Raw genomic sequence first — 16952 nt, 5'->3', positions numbered from 1 at the left:
CTAGCTTATTACAAATAAGTGAGGTAACTTTAACTGGTCTAAAGTGTTAATATAGCGTCCATAAAAACAAGCCAAATCAATTGGTAAAAATAATTAGGACACAGGGGAGCAACATGAGAAAATTAGCAATAAGTATAGCAATAACAAGTGTGTTGGGATTATCAGCTTGTGGTGATAAATCATTAAAAGATGTACAACAGGAAAATGCAGAATTACTACAACAGAATGCAGAGATTGCAGCTCAAAATGCAGAGGCTCGAGTTCGAGTTGTTTGGGATCCAAGTAATAGTGAGATCTCAGTTCCAAATGATTTATTATTAAGTGGAACAATAGATGGCACATTAGAAATGCCAGATGAAACTTCAGCCAAAGATGCTGGCGAAGCGGTTGATTTTAGTAACCCGTCTGCTGCATTAGGTGCTTTAGATGGATGGGGAACCCAAAACTCTTTTTCTATTGCTTTAGAATATGAAGATGAAGACTTAACTATTGATGCTACAACAATAACATCAAGTGATGCCGTAGCTATCTACCAAGTTGAAAAATTCCCAAGTACTACTGACTCAGATTGTACAAATACTGATTATTCAGGATTGATCTGTAAAGGCATAGCTCAACTGACTTATGGCGAAGATTATGTTACGTCAATGTCTGGTGATGATCTTGTGGTTGTACTTGCAAAACCGTTACAAGCTGGGGCTAGTTATGCAGTAGCATTAACGAATACAATCAAAGATTCTAATGGTAATGATTTAATGCCGTCTTCTACTTATGCTTCAGTAGAGCAGGATATAGAAACGACACCTTTAGTATTACCATCTTTAAGTGACGATGAATTAAATGAAACTCAAGCTGGTATTCGTTTATTACAAACCTTAACAAACAATTTTGAAAACTCATTGGTTAGTGCATTTAGTGCTGATAAAGATGACATTGTTTATACTCAAGTATTTACAACGCAATCTGCAGGAGTAGCGGGGACTGATCCTTTACAAGTGACTAAGTTGTTAAATGCGAAAGTATTTGCCGCAACAGCAGCAGTAAGTGAAGCGGCAGTTGCTAAAGTTATTACATCTAAAGGTTACAACGTAGCAGAGGCATTTGCTGGCGCAGGGCAAACGTTAACTGCTACAGCAACGGCTTTGTATAGCTCTTCTGATGTATATAGTGCAGAAATTGAAGTGCCTTACTACCTTGAAACAACTGAAACTGGCGATCCATTATCTGGTCGTTGGGAAGCAGCTTGTGACAGTGGTGCTATTTTAGCGTCTTTGACTGATGAAGTGTTAGCGACTGGAACAGCAGGTGACAATCATACAACTTGTGATGCTTTAGGATTAGCTGATTTAGGTTTTGATACACAACGTCACTTAACTAAATATAACCCATTACCTGATACTAAAAGCACTGAAAGTATTGATGTACAAGTGACATTACCAAATGTAGCAGCAGCTAATTCATTTAGAGACCTTATCTCTGGTGGAAGTTATGAAGATATTGCAAAACCAGTTTCAGGTTGGCCTGTAGTTCTTATCCAGCATGGCATTACGTCTAAAAAAGAAGATATGTTAGCCACAACTGGTTGGTTATCAGTAATGGGATATGCCACGGTTGCTATTGATCATCCTTTACATGGTGATCGTGGATTCACCATTGTAGATGGTGACACTACAACTGTTATTAATGCTTCAAGTTCGGTAGAGGGCGGAGCTGCAACAAGTTACTTTAACTTATCTAGTTTATTAACCTCGCGTGATAATTTACGTCAATCTACTGCTGATATCCTAAAATTAAGACTTGCTCTAAATGGTTTTACCGATGGAACAGCAGATCCTAAACTTGATGCAACTAATGTGTATTTTATGGGACACTCTTTAGGTGCTATAACTGGTGTTAATGCAGTTGCTATTGCAAATACTCTAGTTACTGCAGATACAGTTGCTGATAGTACAATTGAGGATGAAGCAGTTAGAGATGCAACGGCAGAAGCTACAGCAACAGCGTTAAATAATTTATATAAAATTAAAGCCGCTGTATTTGCTAATCCAGGCTCATCAATTGCCAATTTCTTAGTCGAGTCAGGCTCTTTTAGCCCTTTAGTTAAAGCAAGCGTTGTATATGGTTTAGATAATGAACTAACGGAAGCGTTACAATCTAATATTGATGATTTAACTACAGTGGTTGGTACCAATTTAGCTAGAGGAGCAGATGCAAGTTCATATTGTTCAGCTGTATATGCATCAGTAGTTGCATCGGAAACACCTGCACAATCTGATGGTCTTATTTGTGCTTTTGATGAGTTTATGAATACGGCCACTGCTGATGAACAAACGGCTGTCGCTACAGCGGTCACACAATTTGCTTTTGCTGCTCAAGCGACACTTGAAGCTGGCGACCCGTCAAACTATACCCAACTATTAAAAGCATTAGAAACACCAGTGTTAGTATATGAAATAGCAGGCGACGGTACGGATGCTAATTTACCAGACCAAACTATTCCAAATTCTGTATCTACAGACCCATTTAAAGGTATTGCGGGTACTACGGGATTAGCTAATCAATTAGGTTTATCAAGTATTATAGGTAGTATAGATGGCAATGAAGCAACGAGTGGTATTGTGAGATTTACAAGTGGTAGTCATTCTACTTTTGCAAGTCCAGTCGATCCTGCAGATACAGATGCAACGGTTCATACTGAAATGCAAACTATCATGTATCAATTCTTTAATTCTGACGGGAAAACATATTCACCTACAGCGGGTAAATGTGTCGTACAAAATGTTTTAGATGAATCTTGTACTGAATAATTAACTACGTTAATCGTTCATATTTAAGTTAAATACTTGAATAAAAAATAATAAAACCAGCTTCGGCTGGTTTTTACTTTCATGGATGAAAGTATGCCGAAAATACAGGGATGTAACTCTTTCGGCGACTGAATGGATAAAAGTATGCCGAAAGTACAAGAGTCTAATATCTACCCCTTTAAATTCAACTTTTGAACCTCATATAGATTAAAACTTAAAAAAGTAAGGATTTTATCTTGGAATATTTATATCAGTATGGGCTTTTTGTGGCTCAAGCTATTACAGTTGTTATCGTTTTTGCCGCTATTATTGGACTCATTGTAGGCGCTGCGGCCAAAGGTAAATCCAGCAATAAAGGCGAGTTATACGTTGATAATATTTCTGAAGAAATAGAAGACACAATAGTTGATTTGAAACGTTCGTTGTTAAATAAAGATGATCTTAAAGCGTTTGATAAAAACCTTAAGAAAGAAGTTAAAAAAGACAGCAAAAACAAAGATAAAGAAGACGAAAAACGTCCTAATATGTTTGTTGTGTCGTTTGATGGTGGCGTTTATGCCAATGAAGTTGAGTCTTTGCGTGAAGAAATTTCTGCAATTATTTCAATTGCACAACCGGGTGACAAAGTCTTAATTAAATTAGAAAGCCCAGGTGGTGTGGTACACGGTTATGGTTTAGCTTCATCTCAAATAGCTCGTTTGCGTAATGCCGATATTGAAGTGATTGCTGCTGTTGATAAAGTAGCTGCCAGTGGCGGTTATATGATGGCTTGTGTGGCGAATAAAATTATATCTGCACCATTTGCTATTATCGGTTCAATTGGTGTAGTTGCTCAATTACCAAACTTTAATAAGTTACTGAAAAAGCATGATGTTGAAATAGAGCAACATACTGCAGGTAACTACAAGCGTACGTTAACTATGTTGGGTGAAAATACTGACGAAGCACGTGAGAAATTTAAAGAAGAGTTGGCCGATACACATATCTTATTTAAAGAATTTGTTAGTGAATATCGTCCAGATTTAGATATTGAAAAAGTAGCAACGGGTGAGCATTGGTATGGCAAGCAAGCACTTGAATTAAAATTGGTTGATGAGCTGTTAACCAGTGACGACTTTGTTTTAAATTCAGTAAAAGATCATACGCTTTATAAAGTTGAATATAAGATCAAACAAAAATTAGCTGAAAAGCTAGGTATAGCAGCTGCTGCTGGTGCATCTAGTATGTTTAGTAAAATGTCCGCTTGGTCTTTTACATCAAATAAATAATTGAAGTTAAAAAGCTTTATTTAAAGTCAAAGCCCATAAAAATAAATGTAAGGTAAATATGTTCACTGGAATAGTACAAACAAAAGCGACGGTAATTGGATTTGTAGGAGATGACAAATTTAGAACGTTAACCTTGCAAGTAAGCAGTGAACATTTAACCAAGTTAAACACGGGTGCTAGTATCGCCATTAATGGTGTTTGCCTTACCGTTACTGAATTTCTAGAACGAGTAACTGAAGACCTTGGACAGGTTAGTTTTGATATTATTGATGAAACCCTAATCAAAACTAACTTACATGCTTTGAAGATAGAACAGAAAGTTAACTTTGAACGCTCTGTCACTTTTGGCACTGAGCTTGGTGGACATATTGTTTCTGGCCATATTCAAACTCAAGCTAAAATTACCGATATTCAAACCAGTACAGACAATTGCAAAATGACGTTAAGCTTAGATGAACGCTGGATGAAATACATTCTGCACAAAGGCTTTGTTTCAGTTAATGGTTCAAGTTTAACCGTTGGCAATACAACAGAGAATAGCTTTGATCTACATTTGATTCCAGAGACGTTAAAACTGACTAATTTAAGTAATGCTCAGGTTGAGGATTATGTGAATATTGAAGTTGATCAGCAAACCTATACCACAGTAGAAACTGTAGAGCGTTACTTAAAAGAGCACAGAAATTAAAAAGCTTGAAAGTTGGAAGGCTAGAAAGCTTGAAAGCTTGAAGGCTTGAAAGATGGAAATGTAAAAAACGCTCAACGCTCAACTCGTAACTCGTGGCTCGCAGTTCGTAACTCGAAGCTCGTAACTGTGCCATCAATAAAACTGCTCGTCATCGGCATCTATAGTTAACTCAACTTTTTGTAGTGCGTCGTTAAGATGCATTCCCATATGAATTGCATTGCAGCAATCTGGGCAGTCTTCGTAATAGTTTTGGTCGCCGTTACTTGGATCAAATTCAAAATTAACTTTATGTCCACAATGCGGACATGAAATGGTCTTGTTAAATGTATTCATGTTTGCCTACCTTTTTTGAACCAATTGATTAATTCAATTGGTATTAGGCTTTTTCACCCCCATGATTACTTCTACCACCGTCTACAGCAATGATTTGTCCGGTGACGTAACTTGCATCAATTAGATATAGAATAGCTTGTGCTATATCTTTAGGTGAACCTAGCCTTTGTAAAGAAATTTCACTGATCACTTGATGTTTATCCTGTTCATTTAAGTCATTTTCATGCCATAAAATTGCGCCAGGCGCTACTCCATTAACTCTTATATTAGGTGCTAATTCACGGGAAAGCGACTTTGTTAACATAGCTAACCCGGCTTTTGCCATACAATAAACCGAGTAGCCTTTAAGCGGACGTTCAGCATGAATGTCTATCATATTAATAACACAGCCTTTTGTTTGCTCCAGCTGTTGTTTAAAAGCTTGGATAAGGAAGAAAGGGGCTTTTAAATTAGTCGACATTAAATCGTCCCACTGTGTTAAATCAGTGTCGCCAACTTTAGTAGGGTAAAAGCTACTTGCGTTATTCACTAATACATCTAAGCGACCAAAAACGCTAATCACCTTGTCGGCAATTTCTTGATATTGTTGAAACTGAGTTAAATCACCAGTAACAAGCTGTGCTGTGTTTGGCTCTGTCTGGTTTAATTCGTCAACCAAAGCTTGTGCTGCATCAGTGGAGTGATTGCAGTGCACAATTGTTTTGTAACCTTTGGCATGCAAACTTCTTATTGTTTGATTACCAATTCGTTTTGCGGAGCCAGTAACAAAGGCTACTTTTTGAAATTGAGTCATATTTGATATTGCTCGTCGAATTAATAGCTTATGTGGAATAAGCTCATTGTATGTCTTGCTGTTACAAAACTGCAAATTGAATATTATTGAATACAGTGCAAGTCTTGCGTTAATGGTCTAGATAAAATAAAATCCGTCACTCACAAAACTCTTAAATTTATTGATGTAGATACTGATTGGACTGTAACCATTCAAATATGTCATAAATCTTAACAAAATTAAGTATATGCGACGCATTGTAGGCGCCGCCACTGTACAAAGGAATAGTCATGCCAGTTATTACTCTACCTGATGGAAGTCAGCGTTCATTCGAAAATCCAGTTTCAGTTTTAGATGTTGCCAATGATATTGGCCCAGGTTTAGCCAAAGCGACCATCGCCGGTAAAATAGACGGTGTTCAAGTTGACGCTTGTGAAATCATGGACAAAGACGCTGCTCTTCAGATCACAACAGCGAAAGATGGTGAAGGATTAGAAATAATTCGTCACTCTTGTGCGCATTTATTAGGTCATGCAATTAAACAATTGTATCCAGATTGTAAAATGGCAATTGGTCCAACAATCGATAATGGTTTTTATTATGATATCGACATGGAACATACCGTTTCTCAAGATGATATTTTAGCCATTGAAAAACGTATGTTGGAATTAGCCAAGACAAGCTATGAAGTTGTTAAGAAAACAGTAAGCTGGCAAGAAGCGCGTGATGTATTTGAAGCACGTGGCGAAATGTACAAAATTCAAATCCTTGACGAAAACATTGAAAAAGATGATCGTCCAGGTTTATACCACCACGAAGAATACATTGATATGTGTCGTGGACCTCACGTTCCAAACATGAAGTTTTGCCAACACTTTAAATTAATGAAAGTCGCTGGTGCATACTGGCGTGGTAACTCTGACAATAAAATGTTGCAACGTATTTACGGCACAGCATGGGCAGACAAAAAGCAATTAAAAGCATATTTAAAACGCCTTGAAGAAGCTGAAAAGCGTGACCACCGTAAAATTGGTAAAACATTAGACTTATTCCATTGGCAAGAAGAAGCGCCAGGAATGGTGTTTTGGCACAATGATGGTTATGCAATTTATAACGAACTAGAAAAGTTTATCCGTCGCAAACTAGCTGAATATGATTACGACGAAGTGAAAGGCCCATTAATGATGGACCGCTCTTTGTGGGAAAAATCAGGTCACTGGGATAAATACGCAGAAAATATGTTCACTACGCATTCTGAGCACCGTGAATATGCAATTAAGCCGATGAACTGTCCTGGACACGTTCAAATATTTAACCAAGGTTTAAAATCTTACCGTGATTTGCCATTACGTATGGCTGAGTTTGGTTGTTGTCACCGTAATGAACCATCAGGGTCTTTACATGGTTTAATGCGCGTACGTGGCTTTACACAAGACGATGCTCATATCTTCTGTACTGAAGAGCAAATTCAGCAAGAAGTTATCTCTTGTATTGAAATGGTATTTGATTGTTATAAAACATTTGGTTTTGAAGATATCAGTATTAAATTATCTACTCGTCCAGAAAAACGTGTTGGTAGTGAAGAAAGTTGGGATAAAGCTGAAAAATCATTAGAAGATGCGTTAAATGCTAATAATCTTGATTTTGACTTCCTTCCGGGAGAAGGGGCGTTTTATGGTCCTAAAATTGAATTCACATTGCACGATTGTTTAGGTCGAGCTTGGCAATGTGGTACCATTCAAGTCGACTTTTCGATGCCTGGTCGTTTAGGTGCAACTTATGTTGCTGAAGATAATGATCGTAAAACACCAGTGATGATCCACAGAGCAATTTTGGGTTCAATGGAACGTTTTATCGGAATTGTAATTGAAGAATATGCAGGATTACTTCCAACTTGGTTAGCACCAAAACAGGTAGTAATTATGAATATTACTGATTCTCAGGCCGAATATGTGCAAAAAGTGCAAAAAAAGTTAAAAGAACATGGAATTAGAGTCATTTCGGACTTGAGAAATGAGAAGATAGGCTTTAAGATCCGTGAGCATACTCTTAAACGTATTCCTTACATGTTAGTTGTTGGCGAAAAAGAGAAAGAAACAGAACAAGTTGCAGTCAGAACTCGCAAGGGTGACGATTTAGGTTCGGTTACTTTGGATGAATTTATAGCCCAATTTGATGAAGTAGTGAAAAACTACAAGTAAGAATATAAGTAAGAAACTGCAATTTAGTTTTACAACATTATAAGACTAAATTGCATTAAAAAATTTAAGGTGAGTTGAATAAACATTAGATAATAATGCTATTCAACTTTTAAGATTACATTATTGGAGGATTTTGCCATTAGAGCGCAAAACAAGAGAGGCCAAAAGGCTGCTCAAAACAGGTTAAATGAAGAGATTACACTTACTGAAGTTCGATTAGTTGGACTTGAAGGTGAGCCTTTAGGCATTGCAACAATTGAAGAAGCACTAGCGGCAGCTGCCGAAGCTGGTGTTGATTTGGTTGAAATAAGCCCAAATGCAGAGCCACCTGTTTGTAAAGTGATGGACTATGGCAAATTTCTATACGAAAATAGTAAAGCTCAAAAAGAGCAAAAGAAGAAGCAAAAACAGATCCAGGTTAAAGAAATTAAATTTCGACCTGGGACTGATGAAGGCGACTACCAGGTAAAACTACGCAACCTGCGTCGCTTCATCGAAAGTGGTGACAAAACGAAAGTTACGATCCGCTTCCGAGGCCGTGAGATGGCACACCAAGGCATAGGTATTGAGTTATTAAATCGTGTTAAAGCTGATTTAGATGATATATCAAATTGCGAGTCTTTCCCTTCGCGTGCGGAAGGAAGACAAATGGTGATGGTACTCGCGCCAACTAAGAGCAAGTAATTGCTCTTAAAATGTCGGTAACTAGGGCCTTAAAAGTAGCTAACTATTCTTTTTAAGAACAAGTAACTCGCCTTACTACCATTTTATTAACACTGACCAATGCGGAGTCCAGGCAATGCCTAAAATGAAGACCCATAGTGGAGCGGCTAAACGCTTCAAAAAAACTGCCTCTGGCGGTTACAAACGTAAACAGTCTCACTTACGTCATATTTTGACTAAAAAGAGCTCTAAGCGTAAACGTCACTTACGTAACAAAGAAATGGTATCGAAGGTTGATAAACCGTTAATTGATCGTATGTTGCGTGTAGCTTAAGAGAGGAGACTGAATTATGGCAAGAGTAAAACGTGGTGTACAAGCTCGCAAGAGTCACAAAAAAGTACTAAAGGCTGCTAAAGGTTATTACGGAGCACGTTCACGTGTTTATCGCGTAGCGTTTCAAGCAGTAACAAAAGCTGGTCAATATGCTTACCGTGACCGTCGTCAAAAGAAACGTGTTTTCCGTCAATTATGGATAGCTCGTATCAATGCGGCAGCTCGTCAAAACGGTTTGTCTTACAGCAAATTCATGAATGGCTTGAAAAAGGCATCTATTGAAGTAGATCGTAAGATCTTAGCTGATATCGCTGTATACGACCAAGCAACATTTGCTGTTTTGGTTGTTAAAGCTAATGAAGCTTTAGCTGCTTAAATTAAGCACATAGTTTGATTATTAAAAAAGGAAGCCTAGGCTTCCTTTTTTATTTCTACTTTTATATATCTATCTTTTTTATCTTTAGAAAAGACACCATATTCATTTGAATCCCCATATTGTCTAACAAATACTTGGTGTGGTATAAAACAAGGTTTGTTAAATTCAATATAAACATTGCCTAAATCTTCACTTGTCTTTTTAAATACACTAGATAAACACTGATGAGCGTTAAACATCCCATGAATTAGCACTGATTTTAAGCCTAACTTTTTAGCCAGGTAAGGGTGCAAGTGAATTGGGTTTAAATCTCCTGATAATAAAGCATATTTCCATGAGGTTTTTAAATTGATAGCGTAACTACAAAAGCAGTTAGTTAATTGAGCAAGCTCAGATTTTTCAGTTGTCTCTCTTTGATTGGCTTTATATCCCGGTTTTTTATCTAACATCACGTTGGTGTTACGTATAGTTAGTTCACCTTGTTGATAAAACTCAGATTCTATTTTATAAGTAAGTCCTTTGTTGCTCGGCTTACACTCTTTAATTGTGACTTGGATATCGTAAGGTAAAAACCAATTGTGTTTAACATGTTGTGATATTTCACAATTTAAATGGATTAAGCCTAACAAGGATGAAGGAATAGGGGCTTGTGTTACGCACTGTATCATCGATTTAAAACCAGCCAAAAAAGCATAGCTTTTTATATCGTCCGGTTGACCAAATATTTTGGTGAACGACGTCACTTGTTTTTCTGAGGCGTAGTTATTTTTTATAGTAATAGAGAAGGGCTTAAAATCTTCTAAACTAGTTTTTTTTGCACGTAACGCACGAATAATTAGCTTTGGAACTGAGTATGATGGTTGAATAATAGACATAGCATTACTTAATAAATTAACCTGCGACAAGGATAAGAAACTAATGAGATGGATTCAATTGTAGATTGCTATAATTTTCATTTAATTGTCATATTGGCGCTAAAATGACCATGTATTTTCATATGTTATATTCCCTTAAGTTATTTATACTAATTATATTAAGTTAGTAAGTGCCGAACTTAGCGTTAATCTATTTGTTAAAAACAGACTGAATTGTTATAAAGCTCAAACGAGAGCAAAAGTAGTATTATTAAAGACTGATATAAGAAGGTTATACAATTGGCATTCATTATGGAAACCGTATAATTGCATTGTCTGTTTTTTATGTCGCTCAGTTGTTTACTCAAAAAATTAACTAAGAAGAAAAATAAATGAAAATTGATGTTATCCCTGTCACAGCATTCCAACAAAATTGCAGCATAATTGTATGTACAGAAACAAATAAAGCTGCAATCGTTGATCCAGGCGGGGAAGTTGACAGAATTAAAGCAAGGTTAATTGAGCTAAACGTTGAGCCTGAAAAGATATTGATCACACATGCGCATATTGACCATGCAGGCGGTACTAAAGATTTAGCTGATACGTTAAATTTACCAATTGAAGGTCCAGAAAAAGAAGACCAGTTTTGGATAGATAAATTAGATGACCAATCTCGTATGTTTCAATTTCCCGAAGCCAAACCCTTTGTGCCAACTCGTTGGTTAAAACATGACGATACCGTCACGGTTGGTAATTTATCGTTTGAAGTAAAGCATTGCCCAGGACATACACCAGGTCATGTTATCTTCATCAATCATCAGTATAAGTTTATATGGGTTGGCGATGTATTGTTTAAAGGCAGTATGGGACGCACAGACTTCCCTAGAGGCGATCATCAAACACTAATTGATTCTATTCATGCCAATTTATTAACTTTGCCAGATGATTATCAATTTTTGTCAGGTCATGGTGAAGTATCGAGCATAGGGTATGAACGTAACACCAATCCTTATATAGGTGGATAAGCATCTGTTATTACAGACAATAAAAAAGCAGATAATTAGCTGCTTTTTATTTTTTAATATGAACATGTTCAATATTCAACATGTTTAGTACTATTAAATTATTAAGGCTATCTATTTTTTAGAACATCTCAATTTAGCCTAAATTTTTAGCTAAACAGCCTTATCCACCCAATCCTCCTCAAATATCCAGTTAAGTTCAGATCTGACTCATTTTATTAATATACGTTTAATCTTTTTATTAAATAAACGAATAACTCCCACATTGATCTATACCAGTTGGTAGTGTTAGGATCCACCGCTGTACTTAACGGTAAGGTGGTGTATCCATACTTATCTTTAAATTGTTCTTAATACTGATAAAACAAACATAATTACCATTAATTAAAAATTAATAGTAATACAGGATCCTATGAAAAACTTACTAATATACCTATGCTTGTGCATTGGATTAATTGGCTGTGGTGGTGGCTCAAACATTCCTACTACAACAGATACAACCGAAGAAACGGATACGACCGAAGAGGAAGTTAGTGAAGTTGCCATCTTAGCTAATTTTTCTGGGAGTATTGCAGAAAATGCAAGCTTTGGGGATATAGTTGGAGAAATAACAATAAGTGCTGCAGGAAGTTCATCAATTACTTCTATTACTTTAAGTGGCACTGGTAATACTAATTTCGAAGTAGATAACTCAGGACAAATCACAGTATCAAGTGATGCTGAATTAGATTATGAAACCAATCCTTCCTATACTTTATCAGCAATAGCAACAAATACTGCTGGTAACTCAAATGCCGTTGAATTGATCATTACTATTGATGATTTCTTGAGTCCTCTTGAAATTGCCAAACTCAAAGCGAGTGATGCTACTTCTGGTGATTACTTTGGTGAGGCAGTTGCAATATCTGGTAATTACATTGTTGTAGGTGCAGCTAGAAATGATGATGATGGAGCTAATTCAGGTTCATCGTATGTTTTCAAAATAGGCTCAGATGATAATATTTCACAAATAGCAAAACTCACAGCTAGTGACGCTGATGGTTCTGACCGTTTTGGAGGTGCGGTTGCAATTTATGGTGACTACATTGTAATAGGCTCTGATGAAGACGAAGATGAGTCAGGCTCATCTTATGTCTTCAAAATAGGCTCAGATGATAGTGTCACACAGATTGAGAAACTTAGAGCTAATGATAGTGAAGAATATGATTACTTTGGAAGTGATGTCGCAATATCTGGACATTATATAATAGTTGGAGCTTATGGTGATGATGACAATGGAAGCAATTCAGGTTCATCGTATGTTTTTAAAATAGACTCAGATGATACTATTTCACAGCTTGCAAAGCTTACGGCTGATGATGGTGAAGCTTCTGATTACTTTGGTTCAGTTGCAATATCGGGTAATTATATTGTCGTTGGAGCAAGCGGAGATGATGATAATGACGATGACTCAGGTTCATCGTATGTCTTTAAAATAGCCCCAAATGATAGTATTTCACAAATTGCTAAATTGACTGCAAATGACGGTGGCATTGATGATTATTTTGGTACATCAGTAGCAATAGAAGACAGTATTATTGTTGTTGGGGCATATGGAGATGATTCAGGTTCATCATATGTCTTTAAAATAGGCTCAGATGATAGTATTTCTCAGATTACTAAGCTTACGGCTGATGATGGTGAAGCTTCTGATTATTTTGGTGCTTCAGTTGCAATATCTGGTAATTATATTGTTGTTGGAGCAAGTCGAGATGATAACTCAGGTTCATCGTATATCTTTAAAATAGACTCAGAAGATAATGTTACACAAGTATCAAAACTAATAGATAGCGATGGTACAGAAGATGATTATTTTGGATATGCCTCTGCAATCTCTGGCGATTACATTGTTCTAGGTGCACAAGAAAGTGATAATGCAGGGAATGCTTTTGTTATCTCTGTAGAGCCTAAAAATAGACCTTATTGGACAAATAATACATCGCTTATTAACTATGATGAAGGGACTGACTTAGCCAGCTTCTACAAACTTTTATTAACAAGCATTAATAGTGGAGATATTAGTTCCACTATCTCTGGAGTCGACTCTAGTAACTTTACATTCAATTCTAACCAACTAATGGTTATAAATTCATTGGATTATGAAAATCCTATAGATACCAATGGCGATAATATTTATGAATTTAATTTAAGTCTAGTGGATGGAGCAGGACAAGAATATACCTATAATACGAATGTTGAGGTCATCGACAAAGCTGCGTTAGAGATCGCAAAACTTACCGTAAGTGATGGTGCGGATTCTGATTTCTTAGGATATTCAGTGGCTGTTTCTGGCGATTACATTGTTGTTGGTGCATACCAAGATGATGATAATGGAAGTGATTCAGGTTCATCCTATGTTTTTAAAATAAACTCAGATGGTAATGTTTCGCAAATTGCCAAACTCACTGCAAGTGATGGCGCTAGTAATGATTTGTTTGGCCGTTCGGTTGCCATAAATGGCAACTTTATTGTGGTTGGTGCACACGGTGATGATGACAATGGAAGTTTTTCAGGTTCGTCGTATGTTTTTAAAATAGCCTCAGATGATAGTATTTCACAGATTGCCAAACTCACTGCAAGTGATGGCACTAGTAATGATTTCTTTGGTGAGGCAGTAGCAATCTCTGGCGATTATATTGTTGTTGCAGCAGATGGAGATGATGATAATGGAAATGCCTCAGGTTCATCGTATGTCTTTAAAATAAGCTCAGATGATAGTATTTCACAAATACAAAAGTTAACGGCAAGTGATGGTGCGGCGTCTGATAATTTCGGGAGCTCAGTTGATATTTCTGGTGATTACATTGTTGTTGGAGCCGATTTCGAAAGTGACAATGGAAGTTATTCAGGATCATCGTATATTTTTAAAATAGGCTCAGATGATAGCGTGTCAGAGCTCCAAAAAATAACAGCCAATGATGCTTCAGCATATGATTATTTTGGATATTCAGTTGCTATTTCTGGTGATTATATTGTCGTTGGAGCATATGGAGAGGATGGTGCTGAAATTGGTTCAGGTTCATCGTACCTCTTTAAGATAGCTGGAGATGATAGCGTGACACAAATCTCTAAGTTAATGGCCAGTGATGCTGGGAATAGTGATTCTTTTGGATACTCAGTTGCAATCTCTGGTAATTACATCGTTGTTGGTGCATATCGAGATGATGACAATGGAAGTGATTCAGGGTCATCTTATGTTTTCAAAATAGGATCAGATGATAGTGTTACACAGATAGAAAATTTAACCGCGAATGATGGTGCAGATTCTGATAATTTTGGCAGTTCAGTAGCAATTGACGGTGATTACATTGTTAGTGGAGCATACCAACATAATGAAAAAACCGGTTCTTCATATGTATTTAAATTAGATGAAAATCAAGAGTAATAAGTTGTGTTTAAATGCACATGATTTAGTGTAATTTAAAATGGTCAACTATTATAGTTGGCTATTTTTGTATTAAGGAGCAACATCCTTAAAGATAAATACTCTTAAGGGACCCTTATTATTAAGTGCATAAAAAAATCCTATTATGATTTATTCATAATAGGATTTTTCTTTATAATTTTTGAGGCTTACAGTTTTACAAAATATTAGTTTGAATTTTTGAATTCGTCACAAGCTTTGGTATCGTTACATTCACCGTAAAGATATAAGCTGTGGTGCGTTAGTTTTACATTGTAACGCTCTGCAACCATAAGCTGGTGTTGTTCAATGACTTCGTCTTCAAATTCGATAACTTTACCGCATTTCAAGCAAACTAAATGATCGTGGTGATGTTTGTCACTTAATTCAAATACAGATTTACCACCTTCAAAGTGATGGCGAGTTACAATACCTGCATCATCAAATTGGTTAAGTACGCGATAAATAGTGGCTAATCCAATTTCAGCATCCTGCTCTAACATCAATTTATAAAGGTCTTCAGCACTGATATGTTCGTCAGGAATAGATTTAAGTATCTCTAACACTTTAAGTCTTGGAGAAGTAACTTTTAGTCCGGCGTTTTTTAGTTGAAGATCGTTTTCAATCATGAGTAATTTTTTCTTCTTGTTAATTTGATTGTGATTATAGGCAATAAACTAAATTAATTAAACCATAACTATATTAAGGTTATTTTTATTGTTAGTTACTACCGAATATCGAGTTAAATTGAGCTTGCCCATAAATCGTATTCGTCTGAATGATCTATGTTAACGTCAACTAATTGCCCAGCCTCAAGGCTAGTTTCGCCATTTAGGTAAACCATACCATCAATTTCAGGTGCGTCAGCAAATGTTCGGCCAATAGCGCCTTCTTCATCTACTTCGTCAATTAAAACAGACATGGTCGTGCCAATACGTGATTTTAATTTATTGGTGCTAATAGCTTGTTGTTTTTCCATGAAACGAGCGTAACGCTCTTCTTTCACGTCTTCATCAACTTGGCCTTCAATCTCATTGGCTTTAGCACCTTTAACGGCACTGTACTTGAAACAACCAACACGATCTAATTGAGCTTCTTCCAACCAATCTAATAACATTTGGAAATCTTCTTCAGTTTCACCAGGGAAACCAACAATGAAGGTAGAACGAATGACAATTTCAGGACAAATATCGCGCCATTTTTGAATGCGTTCAAGTACTTTTTCTGCTTGGCCTGGGCGTTTCATCGCTTTAAGTATTTTAGGACTGGCATGCTGAAAAGGTATATCTAAGTAAGGTAATAATTTACCTTCTGTCATAAGTGGAATGACTTTATCAACTGACGGATAAGGGTAAACATAATGTAGACGAACCCACATGCCCATTTCACCTAGTTTTTCACACAAGGTTTTCATATCTGTTTTTACTGGCGCGCCGTTCCAAAAATCCATTTTATGTTTTACATCAACACCGTATGCACTTGTATCTTGCGATATAACCAATAGCTCTTTTACGCCTGCGGCTTTTAAGCGTTCAGCTTCCGATAATACTTCACCAATTGGACGAGAAACTAAATCACCACGCATAGACGGGATAATGCAGAAAGTACATCTGTGGTTACAACCTTCAGATATTTTTAAATAAGCAAAATGTTTTGGTGTTAGTTTAACACCATGATCAGGCACTAAATGCTCAAACGGGTTATGCTCTGGCTTTGATAAATGTTCATGAACTTGATTTAATACTTCTTCGTAAGCATGAGGGCCGGTAACGGCTAAAACATTTGGGTGGATTTCACGGATTTCATCGTCTTTCACACCTAAACAACCCGTTACGATAACGCGGCCATTTTCTTTAAGTGCTTCACCTATGGTATCTAAAGACTCTTGTACTGCAGTGTCGATAAAGCCACAAGTGTTCACGATCACTAAATCTGAATCGTTATACGTATTAACAACTTCATAACCTTCAGTTCGTAATTGAGTAAGAATACGCTCAGAATCAACTAGGTTTTTAGGACAACCAAGACTAATAAATCCTATACGACTTCCGAGTTCAAAAGACTGACCATCTTTAGCAGCTTGTTCGTGCTGTTGTTCAATCACCTTAACCGGCGTTTCTAAAGTAGTGGTTTGTTTTGCTTTCGCAGGGTCGAATTTGTTTACTGTCATTTTGTCTCTAAAAATAAGGCGT

Annotated in this window: 14 protein-coding genes; 9 read left to right on the top strand and 5 right to left on the bottom strand. The window is 36.7% G+C overall.

The window, feature by feature from the left end; all coding sequences use genetic code 11:
• The first annotated feature begins 113 nt into the window (after positions 1 to 113).
• The 3 genes from Q0940_RS00535 (at position 114) to Q0940_RS00525 (ending at position 4763) form a co-directional block, all read left to right on the top strand.
• Complete coding sequence (locus Q0940_RS00535; RefSeq protein ID WP_299262678.1) at positions 114 to 2807, top strand: VolA/Pla-1 family phospholipase; 2694 nt, start codon at positions 114 to 116, stop codon at positions 2805 to 2807.
• Positions 2808 to 3043: 236 nt separating this feature from the next.
• Complete coding sequence (gene sohB / locus Q0940_RS00530) at positions 3044 to 4075, top strand: protease SohB (protein ID WP_299262675.1); 1032 nt, start codon at positions 3044 to 3046, stop codon at positions 4073 to 4075.
• Positions 4076 to 4133: 58 nt separating this feature from the next.
• Complete coding sequence (locus Q0940_RS00525) at positions 4134 to 4763, top strand: riboflavin synthase subunit alpha (protein ID WP_299262673.1); 630 nt, start codon at positions 4134 to 4136, stop codon at positions 4761 to 4763.
• A gap of 132 nt (positions 4764 to 4895) precedes the next feature.
• Here the strand turns inward: Q0940_RS00525 and Q0940_RS00520 are convergent, their stop codons facing one another.
• Positions 4896 to 5096 carry a CPXCG motif-containing cysteine-rich protein gene (locus Q0940_RS00520; RefSeq protein WP_299262672.1) on the bottom strand — a complete coding sequence of 67 codons (201 nt, stop codon included), beginning with the start codon at positions 5094 to 5096 and terminating at the stop codon, positions 4896 to 4898.
• A 43-nt stretch (positions 5097 to 5139) separates the two neighbouring features.
• Positions 5140 to 5889: a pteridine reductase gene (locus tag Q0940_RS00515; protein ID WP_299262670.1), complete on the bottom strand. Its 750-nt coding sequence runs from the start codon at positions 5887 to 5889 to the stop codon at positions 5140 to 5142.
• A gap of 269 nt (positions 5890 to 6158) precedes the next feature.
• Here Q0940_RS00515 and thrS point away from each other — a divergent pair, with 269 nt between their 5' ends.
• The 4 genes from thrS to rplT all read left to right on the top strand — a co-directional run bounded on the left by thrS (position 6159) and on the right by rplT (position 9442).
• Positions 6159 to 8069 carry a threonine--tRNA ligase gene (thrS, locus tag Q0940_RS00510; protein WP_299262667.1) on the top strand — a complete coding sequence of 637 codons (1911 nt, stop codon included), beginning with the start codon at positions 6159 to 6161 and terminating at the stop codon, positions 8067 to 8069.
• Between the two features lie 123 nt (positions 8070 to 8192).
• Entirely contained in the window at positions 8193 to 8753 is a 561-nt protein-coding gene (gene infC, locus Q0940_RS00505; RefSeq protein ID WP_299262665.1) for a translation initiation factor IF-3, read from the top strand.
• Between the two features lie 115 nt (positions 8754 to 8868).
• Positions 8869 to 9066 (top strand): 50S ribosomal protein L35, encoded by a 198-nt coding sequence (gene rpmI, locus Q0940_RS00500; RefSeq protein ID WP_105052724.1) that lies wholly within the window; start codon positions 8869 to 8871, stop codon positions 9064 to 9066.
• Positions 9067 to 9082: 16 nt separating this feature from the next.
• Complete coding sequence (rplT, locus tag Q0940_RS00495; RefSeq protein WP_105052725.1) at positions 9083 to 9442, top strand: 50S ribosomal protein L20; 360 nt, start codon at positions 9083 to 9085, stop codon at positions 9440 to 9442.
• 35 nt (positions 9443 to 9477) lie between these two features.
• On the opposite strand, the gene Q0940_RS00490 is transcribed toward rplT, so the two are convergent.
• On the bottom strand, positions 9478 to 10317 hold the full coding sequence (locus tag Q0940_RS00490; RefSeq protein WP_299262654.1) for a MaoC/PaaZ C-terminal domain-containing protein: 840 nt from the start codon (positions 10315 to 10317) through the stop codon (positions 9478 to 9480).
• Positions 10318 to 10688: 371 nt separating this feature from the next.
• On the opposite strand from Q0940_RS00490, the gene Q0940_RS00485 reads away from it, so the two are divergent.
• Both Q0940_RS00485 and Q0940_RS00480 read left to right on the top strand, forming a co-directional pair.
• Positions 10689 to 11321, top strand: coding sequence for an MBL fold metallo-hydrolase (locus tag Q0940_RS00485; RefSeq protein ID WP_299262651.1), 633 nt, complete (start codon positions 10689 to 10691; stop codon positions 11319 to 11321).
• A gap of 409 nt (positions 11322 to 11730) precedes the next feature.
• The gene (locus Q0940_RS00480) at positions 11731 to 14742 is read left to right on the top strand and encodes a hypothetical protein (protein ID WP_299262649.1); all 3012 of its coding nucleotides are present in this window, start codon (positions 11731 to 11733) and stop codon (positions 14740 to 14742) included.
• A gap of 206 nt (positions 14743 to 14948) precedes the next feature.
• Here the strand turns inward: Q0940_RS00480 and fur are convergent, their stop codons facing one another.
• Both fur and rimO read right to left on the bottom strand, forming a co-directional pair.
• A complete protein-coding gene (gene fur / locus Q0940_RS00475; RefSeq protein ID WP_299262646.1) occupies positions 14949 to 15389 on the bottom strand; it encodes a ferric iron uptake transcriptional regulator in 441 nt (146 codons plus the stop codon).
• A gap of 113 nt (positions 15390 to 15502) precedes the next feature.
• Positions 15503 to 16930 (bottom strand): 30S ribosomal protein S12 methylthiotransferase RimO, encoded by a 1428-nt coding sequence (gene rimO / locus Q0940_RS00470; protein WP_299262643.1) that lies wholly within the window; start codon positions 16928 to 16930, stop codon positions 15503 to 15505.
• Between the last annotated feature and the right edge of the window lie 22 nt (positions 16931 to 16952).

The organism is uncultured Psychrosphaera sp., from assembly GCF_947500655.1.
In the GTDB taxonomy this organism is placed as follows: Bacteria; Pseudomonadota; Gammaproteobacteria; order Enterobacterales; family Alteromonadaceae; genus Psychrosphaera.
This window is presented reverse-complemented; position numbering and strand designations above follow the sequence as displayed.

Bases quoted from the DNA above. Each gene is read 5' to 3' on its own strand.
- Q0940_RS00520 (WP_299262672.1), bottom strand. From the start codon at position 5,096: ATGAATACATTTAACAAGACCATTTCATGTCCGCATTGTGGACATAAA.
- rimO (WP_299262643.1), bottom strand. From the start codon at position 16,930: ATGACAGTAAACAAATTCGACCCTGCGAAAGCAAAACAAACCACTACT.
- Q0940_RS00485 (WP_299262651.1), top strand. From the start codon at position 10,689: ATGAAAATTGATGTTATCCCTGTCACAGCATTCCAACAAAATTGCAGC.
- thrS (WP_299262667.1), top strand. From the start codon at position 6,159: ATGCCAGTTATTACTCTACCTGATGGAAGTCAGCGTTCATTCGAAAAT.
- Q0940_RS00480 (WP_299262649.1), top strand. From the start codon at position 11,731: ATGAAAAACTTACTAATATACCTATGCTTGTGCATTGGATTAATTGGC.
- fur (WP_299262646.1), bottom strand. From the start codon at position 15,389: ATGATTGAAAACGATCTTCAACTAAAAAACGCCGGACTAAAAGTTACT.
- Q0940_RS00535 (WP_299262678.1), top strand. From the start codon at position 114: ATGAGAAAATTAGCAATAAGTATAGCAATAACAAGTGTGTTGGGATTA.
- Q0940_RS00515 (WP_299262670.1), bottom strand. From the start codon at position 5,889: ATGACTCAATTTCAAAAAGTAGCCTTTGTTACTGGCTCCGCAAAACGA.
- Q0940_RS00490 (WP_299262654.1), bottom strand. From the start codon at position 10,317: ATGTCTATTATTCAACCATCATACTCAGTTCCAAAGCTAATTATTCGT.
- Q0940_RS00525 (WP_299262673.1), top strand. From the start codon at position 4,134: ATGTTCACTGGAATAGTACAAACAAAAGCGACGGTAATTGGATTTGTA.
- rpmI (WP_105052724.1), top strand. From the start codon at position 8,869: ATGCCTAAAATGAAGACCCATAGTGGAGCGGCTAAACGCTTCAAAAAA.
- rplT (WP_105052725.1), top strand. From the start codon at position 9,083: ATGGCAAGAGTAAAACGTGGTGTACAAGCTCGCAAGAGTCACAAAAAA.